Raw genomic sequence first — 16,701 nt, 5'->3', positions numbered from 1 at the left:
TAGTGATCAACCTCCCTTATACATGTGAATCAATTATAGCTTAATGATTTGGCAAATTACAGGACATTTTATAATTATGTAACAATTCTGTCATTTTATGAGTTATACTGATACTATAAAAATAAAAAAGGGGAGAATAAAATGTCATCACAAGGCACAGAAAGTCCTAAAGATATCAGCCAGAAGTTCCCGCATACTTATGCAATACTTTTGGCAGTCGTCATCATCGGGGCCGCCCTCAGTTACATCATACCGGCAGGGGAGTATGAGCGTACGGAGGTCGACGGCCAGACGGTGGTCGTGAGCGGCAGCTACTCGGCAGTCGAACAGAGCCCGGTCGGGATTTTCGAGCTGTTCATGTCGATACCGAACGGCCTGATCGAAGCTTCCAGCATAATCTTCTATATCTTTCTGATCGGCGGGGCGTTCGGGATCATCCGGGCGACGGGGGCGATCGAGGCGGCGATACAGAAAGTGATGGATGTCGTCAAAGGCAATGAGAAGCTCATGATACCCGTGATCATGCTTGTCTTCTCGATACTCGGCTTCACTACGGGCATGGCGGAGGAAGCCATCATCTTCGTGCCGATCGGCATCGTGCTTGCAGTTGCGCTCGGATATGATGCGATGGTGGGGACAGCGATGGTCACGCTTGGGGCGGCCTCGGGTTTCATCGGAGGGATGTTCAATCCCTTCACCGTCGGTATTGCCCACGGTATTGCGGAACTCCCGATTTTCTCAGGCTGGGGATTCAGGACGATCATTTACGCACTCGTGCTCGGACTCGCGATTTTATATGTCATGCATTATGCAAAAAAAGTGAAGAACAGCCCTGAAAAGAGTCTGATATATACTGAGAACAAAGCCGGGCAGATCAACTTCACCGAAGATGTCTTCGAATTCGAACAGCTTAAGAAAAGGCATATCTTCATTCTGGCTGTTTTCCTTATCGGTATCATCGTCAATATTTACGGCATCTTCCAGCATGGATGGTTCCTGACTGAACTGTCCGCAAACTTCTTTTTGATCGGGCTCGTCGCCGGCCTCATCGGCGGAATGAAAGTCAACGCCATCTTCGATGCATTCATTGACGGCATGAAGCTCGTCGTATACGGTGCAATCATCGTCGGTTTCGCCCGTGCAATCCTTGTCGTCCTCGAGTCAGGGGTGATCATCGATACGATCATCCATTCGATGAGCAGCGTGCTGGACCATATCCCGAATGCATTGACGGCAATCGGCATGCTGGTGATCCAGGTCATCATCAACTTCTTCATCCCGTCTGGCTCCGGCCAGGCTGTGACGACCATGCCGATCATGGTGCCGATTGCAGATCTGCAGGAGATACCGAGGCAGATTGCGGTGCTCGCTTTCCAATACGGTGATGCGATCACGAATACGATCATTCCGACGTCCGCTTCCCTGATGGGGGTGCTCGCTGTAGCAGGCATACCATACTTGAAGTGGGTCCAGTTCGTCTGGAAGATCACCCTTCTGTGGCTTTTGGTTGCCGCTGTTGCACTTGTTGCGGCGACGCTGATAAATCTGCAGTAAGGCAGAAAAAAGCCGGCGGCCGCCGGCTTTTTTCTTTATATTTTCTTTTCACTTTCCTCGACCAGCGCATCCCTGATCTCCCGGAGGAGCACCAGCTGCTCGTCTTCTTCCTCTTCAGCGACGAAGCGTTCCCTCGTCAGCTTGTTGACGACTTTAATGAACACGAAGATTGCAGCTGCAATGATCAGAAAGTCGACGACGGCCTGGATGAATACACCATAAGTGATGCCCATATATGACCAGTCCGAGGCGAAATCCGTATCCCCGAAGAGCAATGCGATGGATGGCATGATGATGTTCTCCACCAATGAATCGACAATCCTTCCGAAAGCAGCCCCGATGACCACTGCCACTGCAAGGTCGAGCACGTTCCCACGTAATATGAATTCCTTGAATTCCTGCAGCATCAATTTTACCTCCACATAATCCGACTCACTTGAAATCACTTTATAAATATATCATTATTTGATGGATAAGGGTGATGTCATGCAGAATATAAGGCATTTTACATAATAAATCTTTATGCTATGGAATCATCAACATAAGTTTTAGTTATCATCATCCGTTGTTTTTTTGTATCATCATTTGGAATGGCAACCGTTTACAAGGTTTTATTATCCGGTATACTGTATATAAGACTAATTTTAGGGGGCAACATCAATATGGGGCAAAATTATAAAGCTGATGCTAAAAAGACGTTTAGTTTAAATGATAAGACATATAACTATTACAGTCTTCAGACATTGGCAGAAAAAGGTTTTTCAGATCCAGAGAAACTGCCGTATTCAATTCGTGTATTGCTTGAATCGGTTTTAAGGCAGCATGATGGCAAAGTAATTAAAGATGAGCATATTGAAGCACTGGCAAATTGGGATAAAGGCGATTTCGGCAACTCAGAAGTGCCATTCAAACCATCACGTGTCATCCTTCAGGACTTCACCGGCGTACCTGCAGTCGTCGACCTCGCATCTCTCAGAAAAGCGATGGATGACGTTGGCGGGGATGTTCAGAAAATCAACCCGGAAGTACCTGTCGACCTGGTCATCGACCACTCGGTGCAGGTTGATGAATATGGGACACACCAGGCACTGCAGAAAAACATGGAGCTCGAGTTCGAAAGGAACGAAGAGCGTTATGAGTTCCTGAACTGGGCAACGAAGGCATTCGACAACTACCGTGCCGTACCGCCTGCGACAGGCATCGTCCACCAGGTGAACCTGGAGTACCTTGCGAATGTGGTCCATGTAAGGGAAGAAAATGAAGAACTCGTCACTTATCCGGATACACTTGTCGGAACCGACTCACATACGACCATGATCAACGGTCTCGGTGTTTTAGGCTGGGGTGTCGGCGGTATCGAGGCGGAAGCAGGCATGCTCGGACAGCCGTCCTACTTCCCGGTGCCTGAAGTCATCGGTGTACGCATGAAAAACTCCCTGCCTGAAGGTGCGACGGCGACCGACCTCGCGCTCAGGGTGACGGAATTACTCCGTAAACACGGTGTAGTAGGGAAGTTCGTCGAGTTCTTCGGCCGCGGTGTGACTGAGCTGCCGCTCGCCGACCGTGCGACGATTGCGAACATGTCGCCTGAATACGGTGCGACGAATGCGTTCTTCCCTGTCGATCAGGAAACGCTGGATTACTTGAAACTGACAGGACGCAGCGAGGAACATATCTCCGTCGTCGAAACATACCTGAAAGAGAACGACATGTTCTTCAACCCGGATGTTGAACCGACATATACGGACATCGTGGATCTGGACCTCTCGACAGTCGAACCTTCACTTGCAGGACCGAAACGTCCTCAGGATCTGATCCCACTTTCAAAAATGAAAGAAGAGTATCAGAAATCGGTCACGGCTGAAAGCGGCAACCACGGTCATGGAATGGACGAGAGTGAATTCGATAAGAAAGCACAGATCAATTTCAAGGACGGTTCGACTGCAGAGCTCAAGACCGGGGACCTTGTCATTGCGGCAATCACATCATGTACGAACACTTCCAACCCGTATGTGATGCTCGGTGCAGGACTCATCGCGAAAAAAGCTGTTGAAAAAGGGCTTAAGGTGCCGCCTTATGTCAAAACTTCACTGGCTCCGGGATCCAAAGTGGTCACGGGCTACCTTGAAGATGCAGGTCTTCAGCCATACCTTGATGAACTGGGCTTCAACCTGGTCGGTTACGGCTGTACAACATGTATCGGAAACTCAGGGCCTTTGCTTCCTGAAATATCCGAGACGATCGTGGACAATGATATGCTCGTTTCTTCAGTCCTCTCTGGAAACCGTAACTTTGAAGGACGTATCCACCCGCTTGTGAAAGCGAACTACCTTGCCTCCCCGACACTTGTCGTGGCATATGCACTGGCTGGCACAGTGGATATCGATCTGAACAAAGAGCCGCTTGGACAGGATAAAGAGGGCAACGATGTATTCATGAAGGACATCTGGCCGTCCATCCAGGAAGTCAGGGATGCAGTGATGAGCAACGTCACACCGGAACTGTTCAGAAAAGAGTATGAGAACGTATTTGATTCCAATGAAATCTGGAACAATATCGAAACGACGGATGCACCTATGTACGACTTCAATCCGGAGTCCACTTACATCCAGAACCCGACCTTCTTCGAAGATCTCTCAACGGAACCGGGTTCAATCAACGACTTGAGCGGCCTCAGGGTCCTCGGGAAATTCGGCGACAGTGTCACGACAGACCATATTTCCCCGGCAGGCGCCATCGGTAAGGATACGCCGGCAGGTAAATGGCTGATCGAGCAGGGTGTATCGCCGCGAGACTTCAACTCATACGGTTCCCGACGCGGTAACCATGAAGTGATGGTGAGGGGTACATTCGCAAACATCCGTATCCGCAATAAAATTGCGCCGGGTACAGAAGGCGGTTATACAACCTACTGGCCGACAGGCGATGTAATGAGCATCTACGATGCAGCCATGAAGTATCAGGAAGATAACACCGGCCTTGTAGTCATCGCAGGCGATGACTACGGCATGGGATCGAGCCGTGACTGGGCAGCAAAAGGGACTAACCTTTTAGGTGTCAAAGCAGTCATCGCAGCAAGCTATGAAAGGATCCACCGCTCGAACCTCGTGATGATGGGCGTCCTGCCGCTGCAGTTCGTGGAAGGGCAGAATGCTGAAGATCACGGCCTTGACGGCAGTGAAACATTCGACATCAAAGTGGGCGAAGAAGTGAAGCCAGGCGATGTCCTTGATGTGACTGCCACAAGCACCGACGGTGAAGTGAAGGAATTTAAAGTCAAGGCACGCTTCGATTCTGAAGTGGAAGTCGACTACTACCGCCACGGCGGCATACTCCCGCTCGTATTGAGAAAAAAATTAAAAGAGTAAATGAGCATTCAAGCCATTTAAAAACCCGGTGAAATCTTAGGATTTCACCGGGTTCCCTTTTTTAAAAAGCGCATCACATGAAAGTGATTTTGGATTCAGTCCCATTGAGGATTCTTTTGATGTTGGATATATGCCTGATAATGATCACAAGTCCCAGTATCACCGCAAAAGCGATGATCAGAGGATCCTGCAGAAGCAGTGAGATACCTATGAAAGTCAGTGCTGCAACGATACTCGACAAGGAAACATACTTGCTTAATTTTAATGTGATTAAAAATGCAGATAATAAAATTATGAAGACAATCGGATTATAAGCAAGTACTGCGCCTGCGCCCGTCGCTACAGCTTTTCCACCCCTGAACTTTAAAAAGACCGGATAGACATGACCGATGGCACTGACCAGGCCCGGAATGAAGACGTGCATATCCACAGCCATCAACATCGCGATGTAGACCGGTATTGCGCCTTTCAAAATATCCAGCACGAGCACCATGATGCCCGCTTTCTTCCCCAGTATCCTGAAAGTGTTGGTCGTCCCGATATTTCCGCTTCCATGCTCCCTTATATCCACTTTATAAAAAATCTTACCTATCAGAAGGCTGAATGGAATGGCTCCGATCAGATAACTGATGATGAGCAAAATTATTATATCCGTCATTTTACGGCCCCCTTTATTATCAGGTACTAATAGTTTACCATACAAATTACGATTTATAAATTGATAATAATATTAGTTTACTATAATATTATTATGTAAACTATTGAGTATGGAAAGAATTTACTTGCAAAGATGAGGATTTTATATAAAAATAGTAAGGTAGATAAAAAATTCGAACATATGTTTGTAGGAGGTTGACTCTTTGTCTAAAACGAACACATACAGTGATGACTCGATTCAGATATTGGAAGGGCTGGATGCGGTACGCAAGCGTCCAGGGATGTATATAGGCTCGACCGATGTCAAAGGACTGCATCATCTGGTTTATGAAATTGCAGATAATGCGGTTGATGAAATATTGAATGGTCACGGTGATGAAATCACCATCACGCTGAATAAAGACTCAAGCATCACGGTCACCGACAACGGCCGCGGGATGCCGACAGGTATGCATTCATCCAAAAAGCCCACACCGGAAGTCATCTTCACGGTGCTTCATGCGGGCGGCAAGTTCGGCGGCGGCGGCTACAAAACTTCGGGCGGTCTGCACGGCGTCGGCGCTTCCGTCGTGAATGCACTGAGTGAATGGATGGAACTTGAAATCTTCAGGGATGGAAAAGTGCATACAATGTCCTTCAAGGACGGGGGTGCCGTCGACCAGAAGCTGACGGTGACCGGCAAGACGAAAAAGACCGGCACGTCCGTGACTTTCAAGCCGGATCCCGATGTATTCAAGCTCGGCACTTCATTTAACTATGAAATGATCGTTGAAAGGATGCGGGAATCCGCATTCCTCCTGAGCGGTCTTAAAGTGACGATCACGGATGCGCGGGGCGAGGAAGAGAAAGTCGAAGAGTTCCAGTACGAGGACGGGCTGAAATCATTCATCGACTTCCTGAACGAAGGTAAAGATTCGATCGGAAACATCGTCCAGTTCAAAGGCGAGTACCAGGGCATCGAGGCGGAGGTCAGCTTCCAGTACAACGACCAGTATACCGAGACGATACTCTCCTTCGTCAACAACGTCCGTACAAAAGACGGCGGGACCCATGAGGTCGGCTTCAAAACCGGCTTTACAAAAGCTTTCAATGAATATGCACGGAAGATCAAGGAATTGAAGGATAAGGATAAAAATCTTGAAGGCAATGATATACGCGAAGGCCTGACCGCGGTGGTCTCGATTAAAATACCGGAAGAACAGCTTCAGTTCGAAGGGCAGACGAAGAGTAAGCTAGGCACCAATGAAGCCCGCGCTGCAGTCGAATCGCTGCTCGTGGAGAAACTGCCGTTCTATCTGGAAGAAAACGGCGCGCTCAGCAGCCAGCTCGTGAAAAAGGCCATTAAAGCGAGGAATGTCCGGGAAGCTGCGAGAAAGGCACGGGAGGAAGCCCGCAGCGGCAAGAAGAACAAAAGAAGGGACACCCTCTTATCCGGTAAACTGACACCGGCCCAGAGTAAAAACGCAAAGAAGAATGAACTGTTCCTCGTCGAAGGGGACTCGGCCGGCGGTTCCGCCAAGCAGGGCAGGGACCGGAAATTCCAGGCCATACTGCCGCTCCGGGGCAAAGTGATCAATACCGAGAAGGCCAAGTTTGAAGATATCTTCAAAAACGAGGAGATCAATACGATCATCCATACGATCGGTGCCGGTGTCGGCACGGAGTTCAAGGTGGAAGATGCCAACTACGATAAGGTCATCATCATGACCGATGCGGACACCGATGGTGCCCATATCCAGGTGCTGCTGCTCACGTTCTTCTTCAATTATATGCGCCCGCTCTTTGAAGCAGGAAAGATTTATATCGCATTGCCGCCTTTATTCCAGCTGAAGAAGAAATCGAAGAAAAAGGATATCGTCAAATATGTATGGACCGAGGAGGAACTGGAGGCAGCCCAGGAAGAGATGGGCACCAACATCGAACTCCAGAGGTATAAGGGTCTCGGTGAAATGATGGCAGAGCAGCTCTGGGAAACGACGATGAACCCGGAGACGCGGACATTGATCCAGGTGTCGATCGATGATGAGGCGCTGTCATTGAAACGCGTGACCACCTTAATGGGTGACAACGTTGAACTCAGACGGAAATGGATCGAGTCCAACGTGAGCTTTACGCTCGAGGAGCAGAATTCCATTTTAGAAAACGATGAAATCGACCATATGGATGAGGAAGGTGAAGGTAATGGCTGAGACGATTCAGAATTTGAAACTTGAAGATGTGCTCGGCGACCGCTTCGGCCGCTACAGTAAGTACGTCATCCAGGACCGTGCCATACCTGACGTAAGAGACGGACTGAAGCCGGTTCAGAGGCGCATACTTTACGCGATGTTCCGGGAAGGGAATACATTCGATAAAAACTACCGTAAAAGTGCAAAGGCAGTCGGCAACGTGATCGGCAACTACCATCCCCACGGGGAATCCAGCATATACGATGCGATGGTCCGCATGGGCCAGGAATGGAAGATGCGGGAAGAGCTGATCATGATCCACGGCAACAAAGGCAGTGTGGACGGCGACCCGCCGGCCGCAATGCGTTACACCGAGGCGAAGCTTGCGGAACTTTCAAACGAGATGCTTCGGGACATCAACAAGAACACCGTCACATTCATGAACAACTTTGATGATACGGATGTCGAGCCGACTGTACTGCCGGCAAGGTTCCCGAACATCCTCGTGAACGGCTCGACCGGGATTTCTGCAGGTTATGCGACGGATATCCCGCCGCATAACTTAAGTGAGGTCATCGATGCGACACTGAAAGTGATCGATAAGCCGACTGTCGGAATCGATGAACTGCTTGAAATCGTCAAGGGGCCGGATTTTCCGACCGGTGGCATCATCCAGGGCAAAGATGAGCTGAAGAAAGCCTATGAGACCGGAAAAGGCAGGGTGGTCGTGCGTTCCAAAGTCGAAACCGAGGATCTGCGCGGCGGCAGGAAGCTGATCGCGATCACTGAGCTGCCGTATGAAGTCAACAAGGCGAACCTCGTCAAAAAAATCGATGAGATCCGTGCAGAAAAGAAAGTCGACGGCATCCTCGAAGTCCGGGACGAAACCGACAGGCAGGGTCTCAGGATTGCGGTGGAACTGCGTAAGGATGCGAATGTGGAAGGCATCATCAACTACCTCTATAAACGGACGGAACTGCAGGTGACCTACAACTTCAATATGGTCGCAATCAGTGAACGGGCACCGAAGCTGCTGGGCTTGAAGGAGATCCTGACCAGCTACATCGCCCACCAGAAAGAAGTGGTGTACAAACGCTCGGAATTCGATCTGGACCGTGCCCAGAAGCGCATGCACATCATTGAGGGCCTGATGAAGGCATTATCTATCCTCGACGATGTGATCCGCGTCATCAGGGAATCGAAAAACAAGAAGAACGCAAAAGAAAACTTGATGGAGGCGTACCATTTCACCGATGCACAGGCGGAAGCCATCGTCATGCTCCAGCTGTACCGCCTGACCAACACGGATATCGTCGAGCTCGAAACCGAGCACAGCGAACTGGAGTATACGATCAACCAGCTGAATGAGATCCTTTCCGATGATAAGAAGCTGCTCGGTGTCATCAAAAAAGAGCTCCGTGATACTAAGAAGAAATACAAATCCGACCGGTTGACGGTCGTTGAAGATGAGATCGAAAATATAGAGCTGGATAAACATGTGCTCATCCCACAGGAAGAGACCATCCTGTCGCTCACAAAAGACGGCTATGTCAAGCGCACGAGCCCGAGGAGCTACAATGCGAGTGCACTGGAAGAAATCGGCATGAAGGAGGATGACTTCCTGATCTTCACAGCGGAATCCCATACGCTCCAGCAGATGCTCGTCTTCACGAACCTCGGGAATTACCTGATCATACCGGTCCATGAAATACCCGAAATACGGTGGAAGGATCACGGCGTCCATCTGTCCAGCAGATTCAACATCGATTCCGAGGAGATGCCGATTTTCGCCACGGCCATTGATGACTTCAAGGCACCCGTCACCGTCGTATCGACGACCAGAGGCGGGCAGATCAAGCGCAGTGAGCTGTCTTTATTCGAGGCGGTGCGGATTAAAAGGCCGCTCGCCTATATGAATCTGAAGGCGGGTGACGAAGTCGTTTCCCTGGAGATTTCAGAAACCGGTACTGAGGATATGCTGTTCGTCACCGCAAAAGGACTCACGCTGAAATATCCGGTCGACTCCGTCAATACGAGCGGACTCAGGACCCAGGGGGTCAGGGCGATGAACGTCAAACCGGATGATGAAATCATCTTTGCCGGCCTCATCCGGGATGAGAAGTATTTACTGACCGTATCGAACAGAGGTGCGGTCAAACGCACCGATCTCTCCATATTCGATGCAGGGGCACGCGCCCAGGTCGGCACGATGCTTCTGAAGGAAATCAAATCGAAGCCCCACAGGCTGGTTGGTGCTGTGCTGTTCGCCGACGATATCAATGCAGTGATCATGTCGGAATCGGAAAGCTCGACAGTCAGAGGCAAAAGCATCCGCGTGACAGGCAAATATGTGAACGGCTCTTTTGTTGTGGATGAGGATGAATTCGGCGAAGTCACTGATGTGCATTTTGATGTTATAAGTGAATAAAAAAATAGTTCTAATTTCAGCCCCCGGTGTTATAATATTTTAACATGAAGGGGGCTTTTTCAATGGAAGATTTTACAAGCATGTTTGAAAACATCATCGGAGTGATGAATGAGCTGCTATGGGGGGATTTCCTCATCGGGATTCTGATTGTCGCGGGTCTTTATTTTTCTTTATCCTCGAGATTCGTCCAGCTCAGATGGTTTAAGCAGATGTTCACCGTCCTCCGGGACAAACCGGAAACACTGCCGGACGGCACGAAGGGTATTTCGGCGTTCAAGGCATTCACCATCAGTGCCGCTTCGCGCGTCGGTACAGGGAATGTCGCGGGTGTCGCCACAGCCATCGTGCTGGGGGGCCCCGGTGCGGTCTTCTGGATGTGGGTCATTGCGTTCATCGGTGCAGGTACTGCATTTTTCGAATCGACGCTCGGCCAGTTGTACAAAGTGAAAGATAAGGAGGGCGGTTTCCGCGGCGGCCCGGCATACTACATGGAAAAAGGGCTGAATCAAAAATGGCTTGCCGTGTTCTTCGCGATTCTGATCACCGTCACTTTCGGATTTGCATTCAACGGCCTGCAGGCGAATACGATTGCTGCGGCATATAACGGCGCCTTCGGCATCGACCGAAACATCATCGGCATCATCCTCGCCATATTCACCGCCATCGTCATATTCGGCGGGGCGAAGAGGATTGCGAATGTCACCGGCTACATAGTGCCGATCATGGCGGCGATTTATCTTGCGGTCGTGTTCGTGCTGCTGATCATCAACTATGACATGATACTGCCGATGATCGGGCAGATCTTTGCAAGTGCATTCGGCCTGCAGGAGGCATTTGCGGGTGCGGTCGGCGCCGCGATACTGAACGGTTTCCAAAGGGGGCTGTTCTCGAATGAGGCCGGCATGGGTTCCGTGCCGAACGCAGCCGCATCAGCTGCAGTCAGCCACCCCGTGAAACAGGGCCTGATCCAGTCGCTCGGCGTCTACTTCGATACGATGGTGGTGTGTACGGCCACTGCCGTGATCATACTGATGTATTCAGATTTGAGCTTTGGGGAGGATGCGACCCAGGGCATCGAAGTCACACAGGCGGCGATGTCTGCACAGATGGGTGACTTCGGCGCAATCTTCATAGCGGTCGTCATACTGCTCTTCGCCTACAGTTCAATTCTCGGAAATTATTTCTACGGCCAGAGCAACCTTAATTTCATCAAGGAGCATCCGGTGGTGCTGCTCGTGTTCAAACTCCTCGTCATCGGGATGGTCTACATTGGTGCAGTCATGGATATCACACTCGCATGGAACACTGCGGATGTGTTCATGGCACTGATGGCCGTGACCAACATCGTGGCGATCATCGGCCTGAGCGGGACCGTCTTCAAAGTATCCAAAGATTATGCCGATCAGCTGAAGGCCGGCAGACAGCCCGTATTCTACATCGATAATGTCGATATCGACAAAAACGGAATCGGGGAATGGGACAGCGACCGTTATGACAAAGGTAACAGGAAAGTTTAATAAGGTAATTGGCTGCTGCGACGGGAACCGATAAAAAATGACCGCATACATATGTATGCGGTCATTTTCATTTAAAACAGGTTTCTTACAAAGTCGGCGACACGGCTGAAGAAGTTGCGGAGGGCGTCGACGAAGGATTGCCATGCACCAGATTCCTGTATCTCCTGTCCGATTTCTCCGGCCCTGTCGCGGGCTTCACCGAATGCGTCGCTCGAAGTGATCTGGTCGACCAGATCTCTTGAAGATTCCATCAGCCTCTCCGCTTCTTCACCGGAAAATATGCCGGAGTCGCGGATATCCAGCAGGATGCCGACGATGCGGTCGATCTGCTCCTGGGACAGGATGCCGTCAAGGCCGTTTTCCTGCATCTTTTCATCAACGATGCCCCTGACGTCCTCTTCTGTCACATCACCGCCGTAGTTATTGACGATCTCAATCTTGATTTCGGTGATCATCTTGTTGAGCTGGACTTGTGAAAACCCTTCGACACCGCTGTTTTCCTCTGCGATGTCTGTAATGGCTTCAAGCTCTTCCTGTGCATTCCGGGTGCGTTCCTCCGGAATCTCCTCACCCTGCACTTCATACGCCTTGTAGATACCCGACAAAGCACTCTCACCCGTCACGTCTTCCGCTGCGGCGATGGTGACATCGGCATCGGTGACGCCTGAAGTGATCAGTGCGTTCTGATATGTCTCTTCCGTGATCTGGGTGATCTCACCCATCTCTTCATTGAGTGTGATATTGAGGCCGTGGCCCGGGTCCCTCTGGATGATGCGGATGCTTGATTTCAGCACACTGTCATCATAATAGACATCCAGGTAATTCTGAAGGTCTTCCGAGTACACGTATCCGGTCTCATCACCGTCTTCTGTGCCCAGCAGACTGCTGGTATCCTCCCTCAAACCATCATCATTCTCCAGGGCCGCGCCGTAGATTGTCACGGCATTTTCCCATTCCGAAGCCGCCTTCAAAGTGGCGGGCAGAAGGGATATGAATAACACCGCAACAGCGAGCAGTGTAAACTTTTTATACATAGTGATCCTCTTTTCTTATGATTTTCATTCATATTACTATATCGGTGTCTGTAAGACAATTTTAAACATGCGCTGTATATTTGCTTTATTAATCTCTCTTTTAAGAGTAGAATATCTGTTAGAGAATTTTTAGGAGCTTGAATATGGAAAATGAATATAAACGCGTAAACAGGAATGACACTGTCACACGCAAAAAGTTTAAATTGAAGAAGAGGGCATACATACCGCTCATACTGCTCATTTTACTGATCGGTGCGGTGATATATATATTTGCTTCCTACCAGTCCGGCCTGAACACCGCAAAGGAGGACGGTGTGGAACATGAAGAGATGATTTTCAACAGTACGGACAACAATGACGGCAGGAAACTGTTCCTGCTGCTCGGTGCCGACCGGGAAGAGGACGGTGCCACACGGACCGACGTCGTGATGCTCGGACAGTATGATTATATGCAGAAGGACTTGAAGCTGGTGTCAATCATGCGGGATATCTATATGGATATACCGGGTTATCAGAACTACAAGATCAACTCGGTCTTTTCTTTGGGCGGCGTCGAACTGCTGAGGCAGACGATTGCCGAAAACTTCGGGGTGCAGGTCGAGGACTATATCGTGGTCGACTATCAGGCATTCGAATCGGTGGTGGATGCGATCAATGAAGACGGGATCACCATCGATGTGGAAAAGGACATGTCGGAGAAGATCACCACCGAGCTGTTTGCAGGAGAGCAGCAGCTGAACGGTGAGGATCTGCTTGAATATGCACGCTTCCGCCAGGATGCCGAAGGTGATTTCGGTCGTGTCAGACGCCAGCAGCAGGTCATATCGGCCATAAAAGATGAGGTGCTGACCGTCGGGGGGATCTTCAATCTGCCGCATGCCATGGGCACGGGCATGGGTTATGTGAACACGAGCATGGGCAATGCCGAGCTCTACCGCATGGCCGCTTCATTCCTGGTCCGGGGGGATAAGGACATCGATTCACTGACCCTCCCTGTGGATGGGTCATACCAGTTCATGGATACGTATCATGCAGGTAACGTGATCGATATGGATTTCGAACGGAACCGCGAAGTGCTGCATCAATTTTTGAATGATGAACTGGATGAACCTGAAGCGCATGCACCTGAAGAGAACCTGGAAGAAAATGATGAAATTTCACATGAATGATTTAAAAGGCGTCTTTTGACGCCTTTTTTTGATGACCTGACGGGCGGAAGCATGCTATATTATATACGAACACAAGTTCGTATATAAGGGGTGATGGTATGTATGATTATTATATCTGTCCGCACCGTCATATTTTGTGCGTCGATCTGAAGAGCTTTTTTGCAAGCGTTTCATGCATTTTGAAGGGACTGGATCCAAAAACGACGAAGCTCGCCGTGGTCGGCGATACGAAAAGCATCGGATCGGTGGTGCTCGCTGCGACACCGGAACTCAAGAAGCTCGGCATCAAGACAGGCTCCAGGCTGTTTGAAATACCGGCCCGGAGCGACATCTACATCATCAATCCGTCAATGAAGACCTATCTCGACTATTCGTCGAAAATAACGGAAATTGCACTGCAGTATACGGCTCCTGAGGATTTCCATCAATACTCCATCGATGAATTCTTCATGGACATCACGGAAAGCTACCGTCTGTTCGGGAAAACGCCGTATGATGTGGCCAAAAGGGTCCGGAAGGAGATCCATGAAGCGACAAAAATAGACAGTGCCATCGGCGTCGGGGAAAACCTGCTGCTCAGTAAACTCGCACTGGATATCGAAGCGAAAAGGACGGATGACGGCATCGCCGAATGGAGATACCATGATGTACCGGAGAAGCTTTGGCCGATTACGCCGCTTAAGGCCTTCTGGGGAATCAACCGGCGGAGCGAGGTGAAGCTCAATGAGCGCGGAATCTTCAGCATCGGGGATCTTGCACATTACAACCCGGCCCATTTGAGGCGTGACTTCGGAATCATCGGCGTCGACTGGCATCTCCATGCGAACGGCATAGATTTCAGTGTGATACGGGAGAAGCACACGGTCCATTCGCCCTCCATCGCAAAGAGCCAGATTCTGATGAGGGATTACAGATTCGAAGAGATATATGTGGTTTTATTCGAACAGTTCGATGAAGTGGCGCACCGTCTGCGTCTCGCACACCGGCTCGCCAGGACGGTGCAGTTTTCGGTCGGCACAAAAGACGGCAGGATCTTCCGCAAACAGTATACGGTCAAAGAGGGGACGAACAATGAAAGTGACATGATGAAGGCCACCTGGGGGCATCTGAGGCAGATTGCAGATCCTTACGCCTTGTACCGGACGATCAGCGTCTCGCTCACAAACTTCATACCGGACAGTGCAAAGCAGGTCTCCCTGTTCGAGGATATGGAAAAGGTGCTGAAGGAAGAAGCACTGATGAAGACGGTGGATGAATTAAAAGTGAAATACGGGCAGCTCGCCGTCATGCGTGCCCTCAGCCGGACGGATGCTTCCACGCTGAAGCTCAGGGAAGGGCTGATTGCGGGGCATAAAAGATAGAAGAGAACACCCCATATGGATAAATCAAGATTTTATAAAACAAACTACAAAAAAGAACGATTCAAAATGAAACTCAAAACCAAATATTAACTTATATAGAAAAAATGTTGAATTTTTCTACTTTCAATCAAAAAAGACTTTTATTAATTTTTTATATGGGTAGAGACTTCATATGCAAAAGATATACAACGATAATCAAGAGGGGAAGGTGATGACGACTCGTACCGGATGATTGTTTGTATATGAAGAGTAATGTGTTTGTCATATCCGTTGAAGAAGTTATGCTGTGCAGGGCCGATTTGGCCCGGAAGTGCAGTTTTAATATCAAGTCGATGAAATTGAAAGGATGTTTGGAATGAGAGAACGTTTTGTAAGATATTTGAATACAGAGGACGAAAGAGACAGGAATGAAAAAAGGGCTGGATTCAATTTATCATGGGGTGCCATATTTGCCGGAATCCTGACTTTCCTGGCGCTGTACATCGTACTGTCCACACTGGGCTCTGCAATCGGCCTGGGTGCGATCGATCTGATGTCGAGCAACCCGCTTAACAACATGGGTACAGGTGCCATCGTCTGGATGATCATCACAATGCTGATTTCCTTCTTCGGCGCAGGATTTGTCGCAGGTATCGCAGCGAGACGTGTCGGACTGCTGCATGGCTTTGTGACATGGGCCGGGGGACTGGTCATACTTACGATACTTATGGTATATATGATCGCCTCACTTCTGTCTGCTGCAGGCAGTGCGGTGAGCACAGCCGGGGAGGCGGTTGCTTCAGGCGCTGATGCTGCAAGTGATGCTATAGTCGAAGGCGGAGATCAGATCGCCGGAGCCATTGATGGCATCGATATGCAGGGCGCACAGGAGGATGTCAGGGAAATCCTGGCAGATACTGGAGTCGAAGAACTGCAGCCGGAATATCTTGAAAGTCATATGGATGGAGCAGGAAATGATATCATGGCGGCCGGCCGTGAACTTCTCCTGAACCCTGAGAATTCGGAGCAGATTTTAAATGATCTGCAGAATCAGCTCGCTGCCCGTGCACAGGATGTGGAAAGTGCAGTTGATGAAGACGCCATTTCCAACTCCGTTGCACGGAATACAGATCTGAATGAACAGGAGGCAGAGGAAGCGACACAAAACATCGTACAGGGTGTCGAACAGGCTGAACAGGAAGCGCAGAATGCCTTGAATGAAGCCGAGAACCAGCTTCACGACCTTCGTCAGGACCTGGATGAAGCGACTGATATAAGCGCATGGGCGTTGTTTGGACTGTTCATCGGTCTGCTCCTCATGGCGGTCGTTGCTTCACTTGGTGGTCTGATGGGATCAAATCTGGTGAAGAATTCACCACGCGAGCATGAAGTATAAGCCATAATCGAATAAGAAAGATTCATTGAAGGCACTGGGTGATTCCGGTGCCTTTTTTAAGTGAAGACTT

Annotated in this window: 11 protein-coding genes; 8 read left to right on the top strand and 3 right to left on the bottom strand. The window is 49.7% G+C overall.

Features of this window, described 5'->3' with window-relative positions; genetic code table 11:
- The first annotated feature begins 141 nt into the window (after positions 1–141).
- Entirely contained in the window at positions 142–1,554 is a 1,413-nt protein-coding gene (locus LPW40_RS03315) for a YfcC family protein (protein ID WP_230820800.1), read from the top strand.
- A gap of 35 nt (positions 1,555–1,589) precedes the next feature.
- Here LPW40_RS03315 and mscL read toward each other — a convergent pair whose 3' ends face one another.
- Positions 1,590–1,961 carry a large conductance mechanosensitive channel protein MscL gene (gene mscL / locus LPW40_RS03310; RefSeq protein WP_230821066.1) on the bottom strand — a complete coding sequence of 124 codons (372 nt, stop codon included), beginning with the start codon at positions 1,959–1,961 and terminating at the stop codon, positions 1,590–1,592.
- A 255-nt stretch (positions 1,962–2,216) separates the two neighbouring features.
- Between mscL and acnA the strand changes: the two genes are divergently transcribed.
- Positions 2,217–4,922, top strand: coding sequence for an aconitate hydratase AcnA (gene acnA / locus LPW40_RS03305; RefSeq protein WP_230820799.1), 2,706 nt, complete (start codon positions 2,217–2,219; stop codon positions 4,920–4,922).
- Positions 4,923–4,995: 73 nt separating this feature from the next.
- Here the strand turns inward: acnA and plsY are convergent, their stop codons facing one another.
- Positions 4,996–5,580, bottom strand: a complete 585-nt coding sequence (plsY, locus tag LPW40_RS03300; protein WP_230820798.1) for a glycerol-3-phosphate 1-O-acyltransferase PlsY — start codon at positions 5,578–5,580, stop codon at positions 4,996–4,998.
- A gap of 202 nt (positions 5,581–5,782) precedes the next feature.
- On the opposite strand from plsY, the gene parE reads away from it, so the two are divergent.
- From parE to LPW40_RS03285, 3 genes are all read left to right on the top strand, one after another.
- The gene (gene parE / locus LPW40_RS03295; protein WP_230820797.1) at positions 5,783–7,768 is read left to right on the top strand and encodes a DNA topoisomerase IV subunit B; all 1,986 of its coding nucleotides are present in this window, start codon (positions 5,783–5,785) and stop codon (positions 7,766–7,768) included.
- On the top strand, positions 7,761–10,175 hold the full coding sequence (gene parC, locus LPW40_RS03290) for a DNA topoisomerase IV subunit A (protein WP_230820796.1): 2,415 nt from the start codon (positions 7,761–7,763) through the stop codon (positions 10,173–10,175). Before parE ends, parC begins: the two co-directional genes overlap by 8 nt.
- A gap of 62 nt (positions 10,176–10,237) precedes the next feature.
- The gene (locus LPW40_RS03285; protein ID WP_230820795.1) at positions 10,238–11,692 is read left to right on the top strand and encodes an alanine/glycine:cation symporter family protein; all 1,455 of its coding nucleotides are present in this window, start codon (positions 10,238–10,240) and stop codon (positions 11,690–11,692) included.
- Between the two features lie 71 nt (positions 11,693–11,763).
- On the opposite strand, the gene LPW40_RS03280 is transcribed toward LPW40_RS03285, so the two are convergent.
- The gene (locus LPW40_RS03280; RefSeq protein WP_230820794.1) at positions 11,764–12,726 is read right to left on the bottom strand and encodes a DUF1002 domain-containing protein; all 963 of its coding nucleotides are present in this window, start codon (positions 12,724–12,726) and stop codon (positions 11,764–11,766) included.
- A 143-nt stretch (positions 12,727–12,869) separates the two neighbouring features.
- On the opposite strand from LPW40_RS03280, the gene LPW40_RS03275 reads away from it, so the two are divergent.
- From LPW40_RS03275 to LPW40_RS03265, 3 genes are all read left to right on the top strand, one after another.
- Positions 12,870–13,895 carry an LCP family protein gene (locus LPW40_RS03275; RefSeq protein WP_230820793.1) on the top strand — a complete coding sequence of 342 codons (1,026 nt, stop codon included), beginning with the start codon at positions 12,870–12,872 and terminating at the stop codon, positions 13,893–13,895.
- A gap of 98 nt (positions 13,896–13,993) precedes the next feature.
- The gene (locus LPW40_RS03270) at positions 13,994–15,256 is read left to right on the top strand and encodes a Y-family DNA polymerase (protein ID WP_230820792.1); all 1,263 of its coding nucleotides are present in this window, start codon (positions 13,994–13,996) and stop codon (positions 15,254–15,256) included.
- A gap of 355 nt (positions 15,257–15,611) precedes the next feature.
- Positions 15,612–16,631, top strand: coding sequence for a TIGR04086 family membrane protein (locus tag LPW40_RS03265; RefSeq protein ID WP_230820791.1), 1,020 nt, complete (start codon positions 15,612–15,614; stop codon positions 16,629–16,631).
- The last annotated feature ends 70 nt before the right edge of the window (positions 16,632–16,701 follow it).

It is taken from the genome of Salinicoccus halitifaciens (assembly GCF_021026095.1).
In the GTDB taxonomy this organism is placed as follows: domain Bacteria; phylum Bacillota; class Bacilli; order Staphylococcales; family Salinicoccaceae; genus Lacicoccus; species Lacicoccus halitifaciens.
This window is presented reverse-complemented; position numbering and strand designations above follow the sequence as displayed.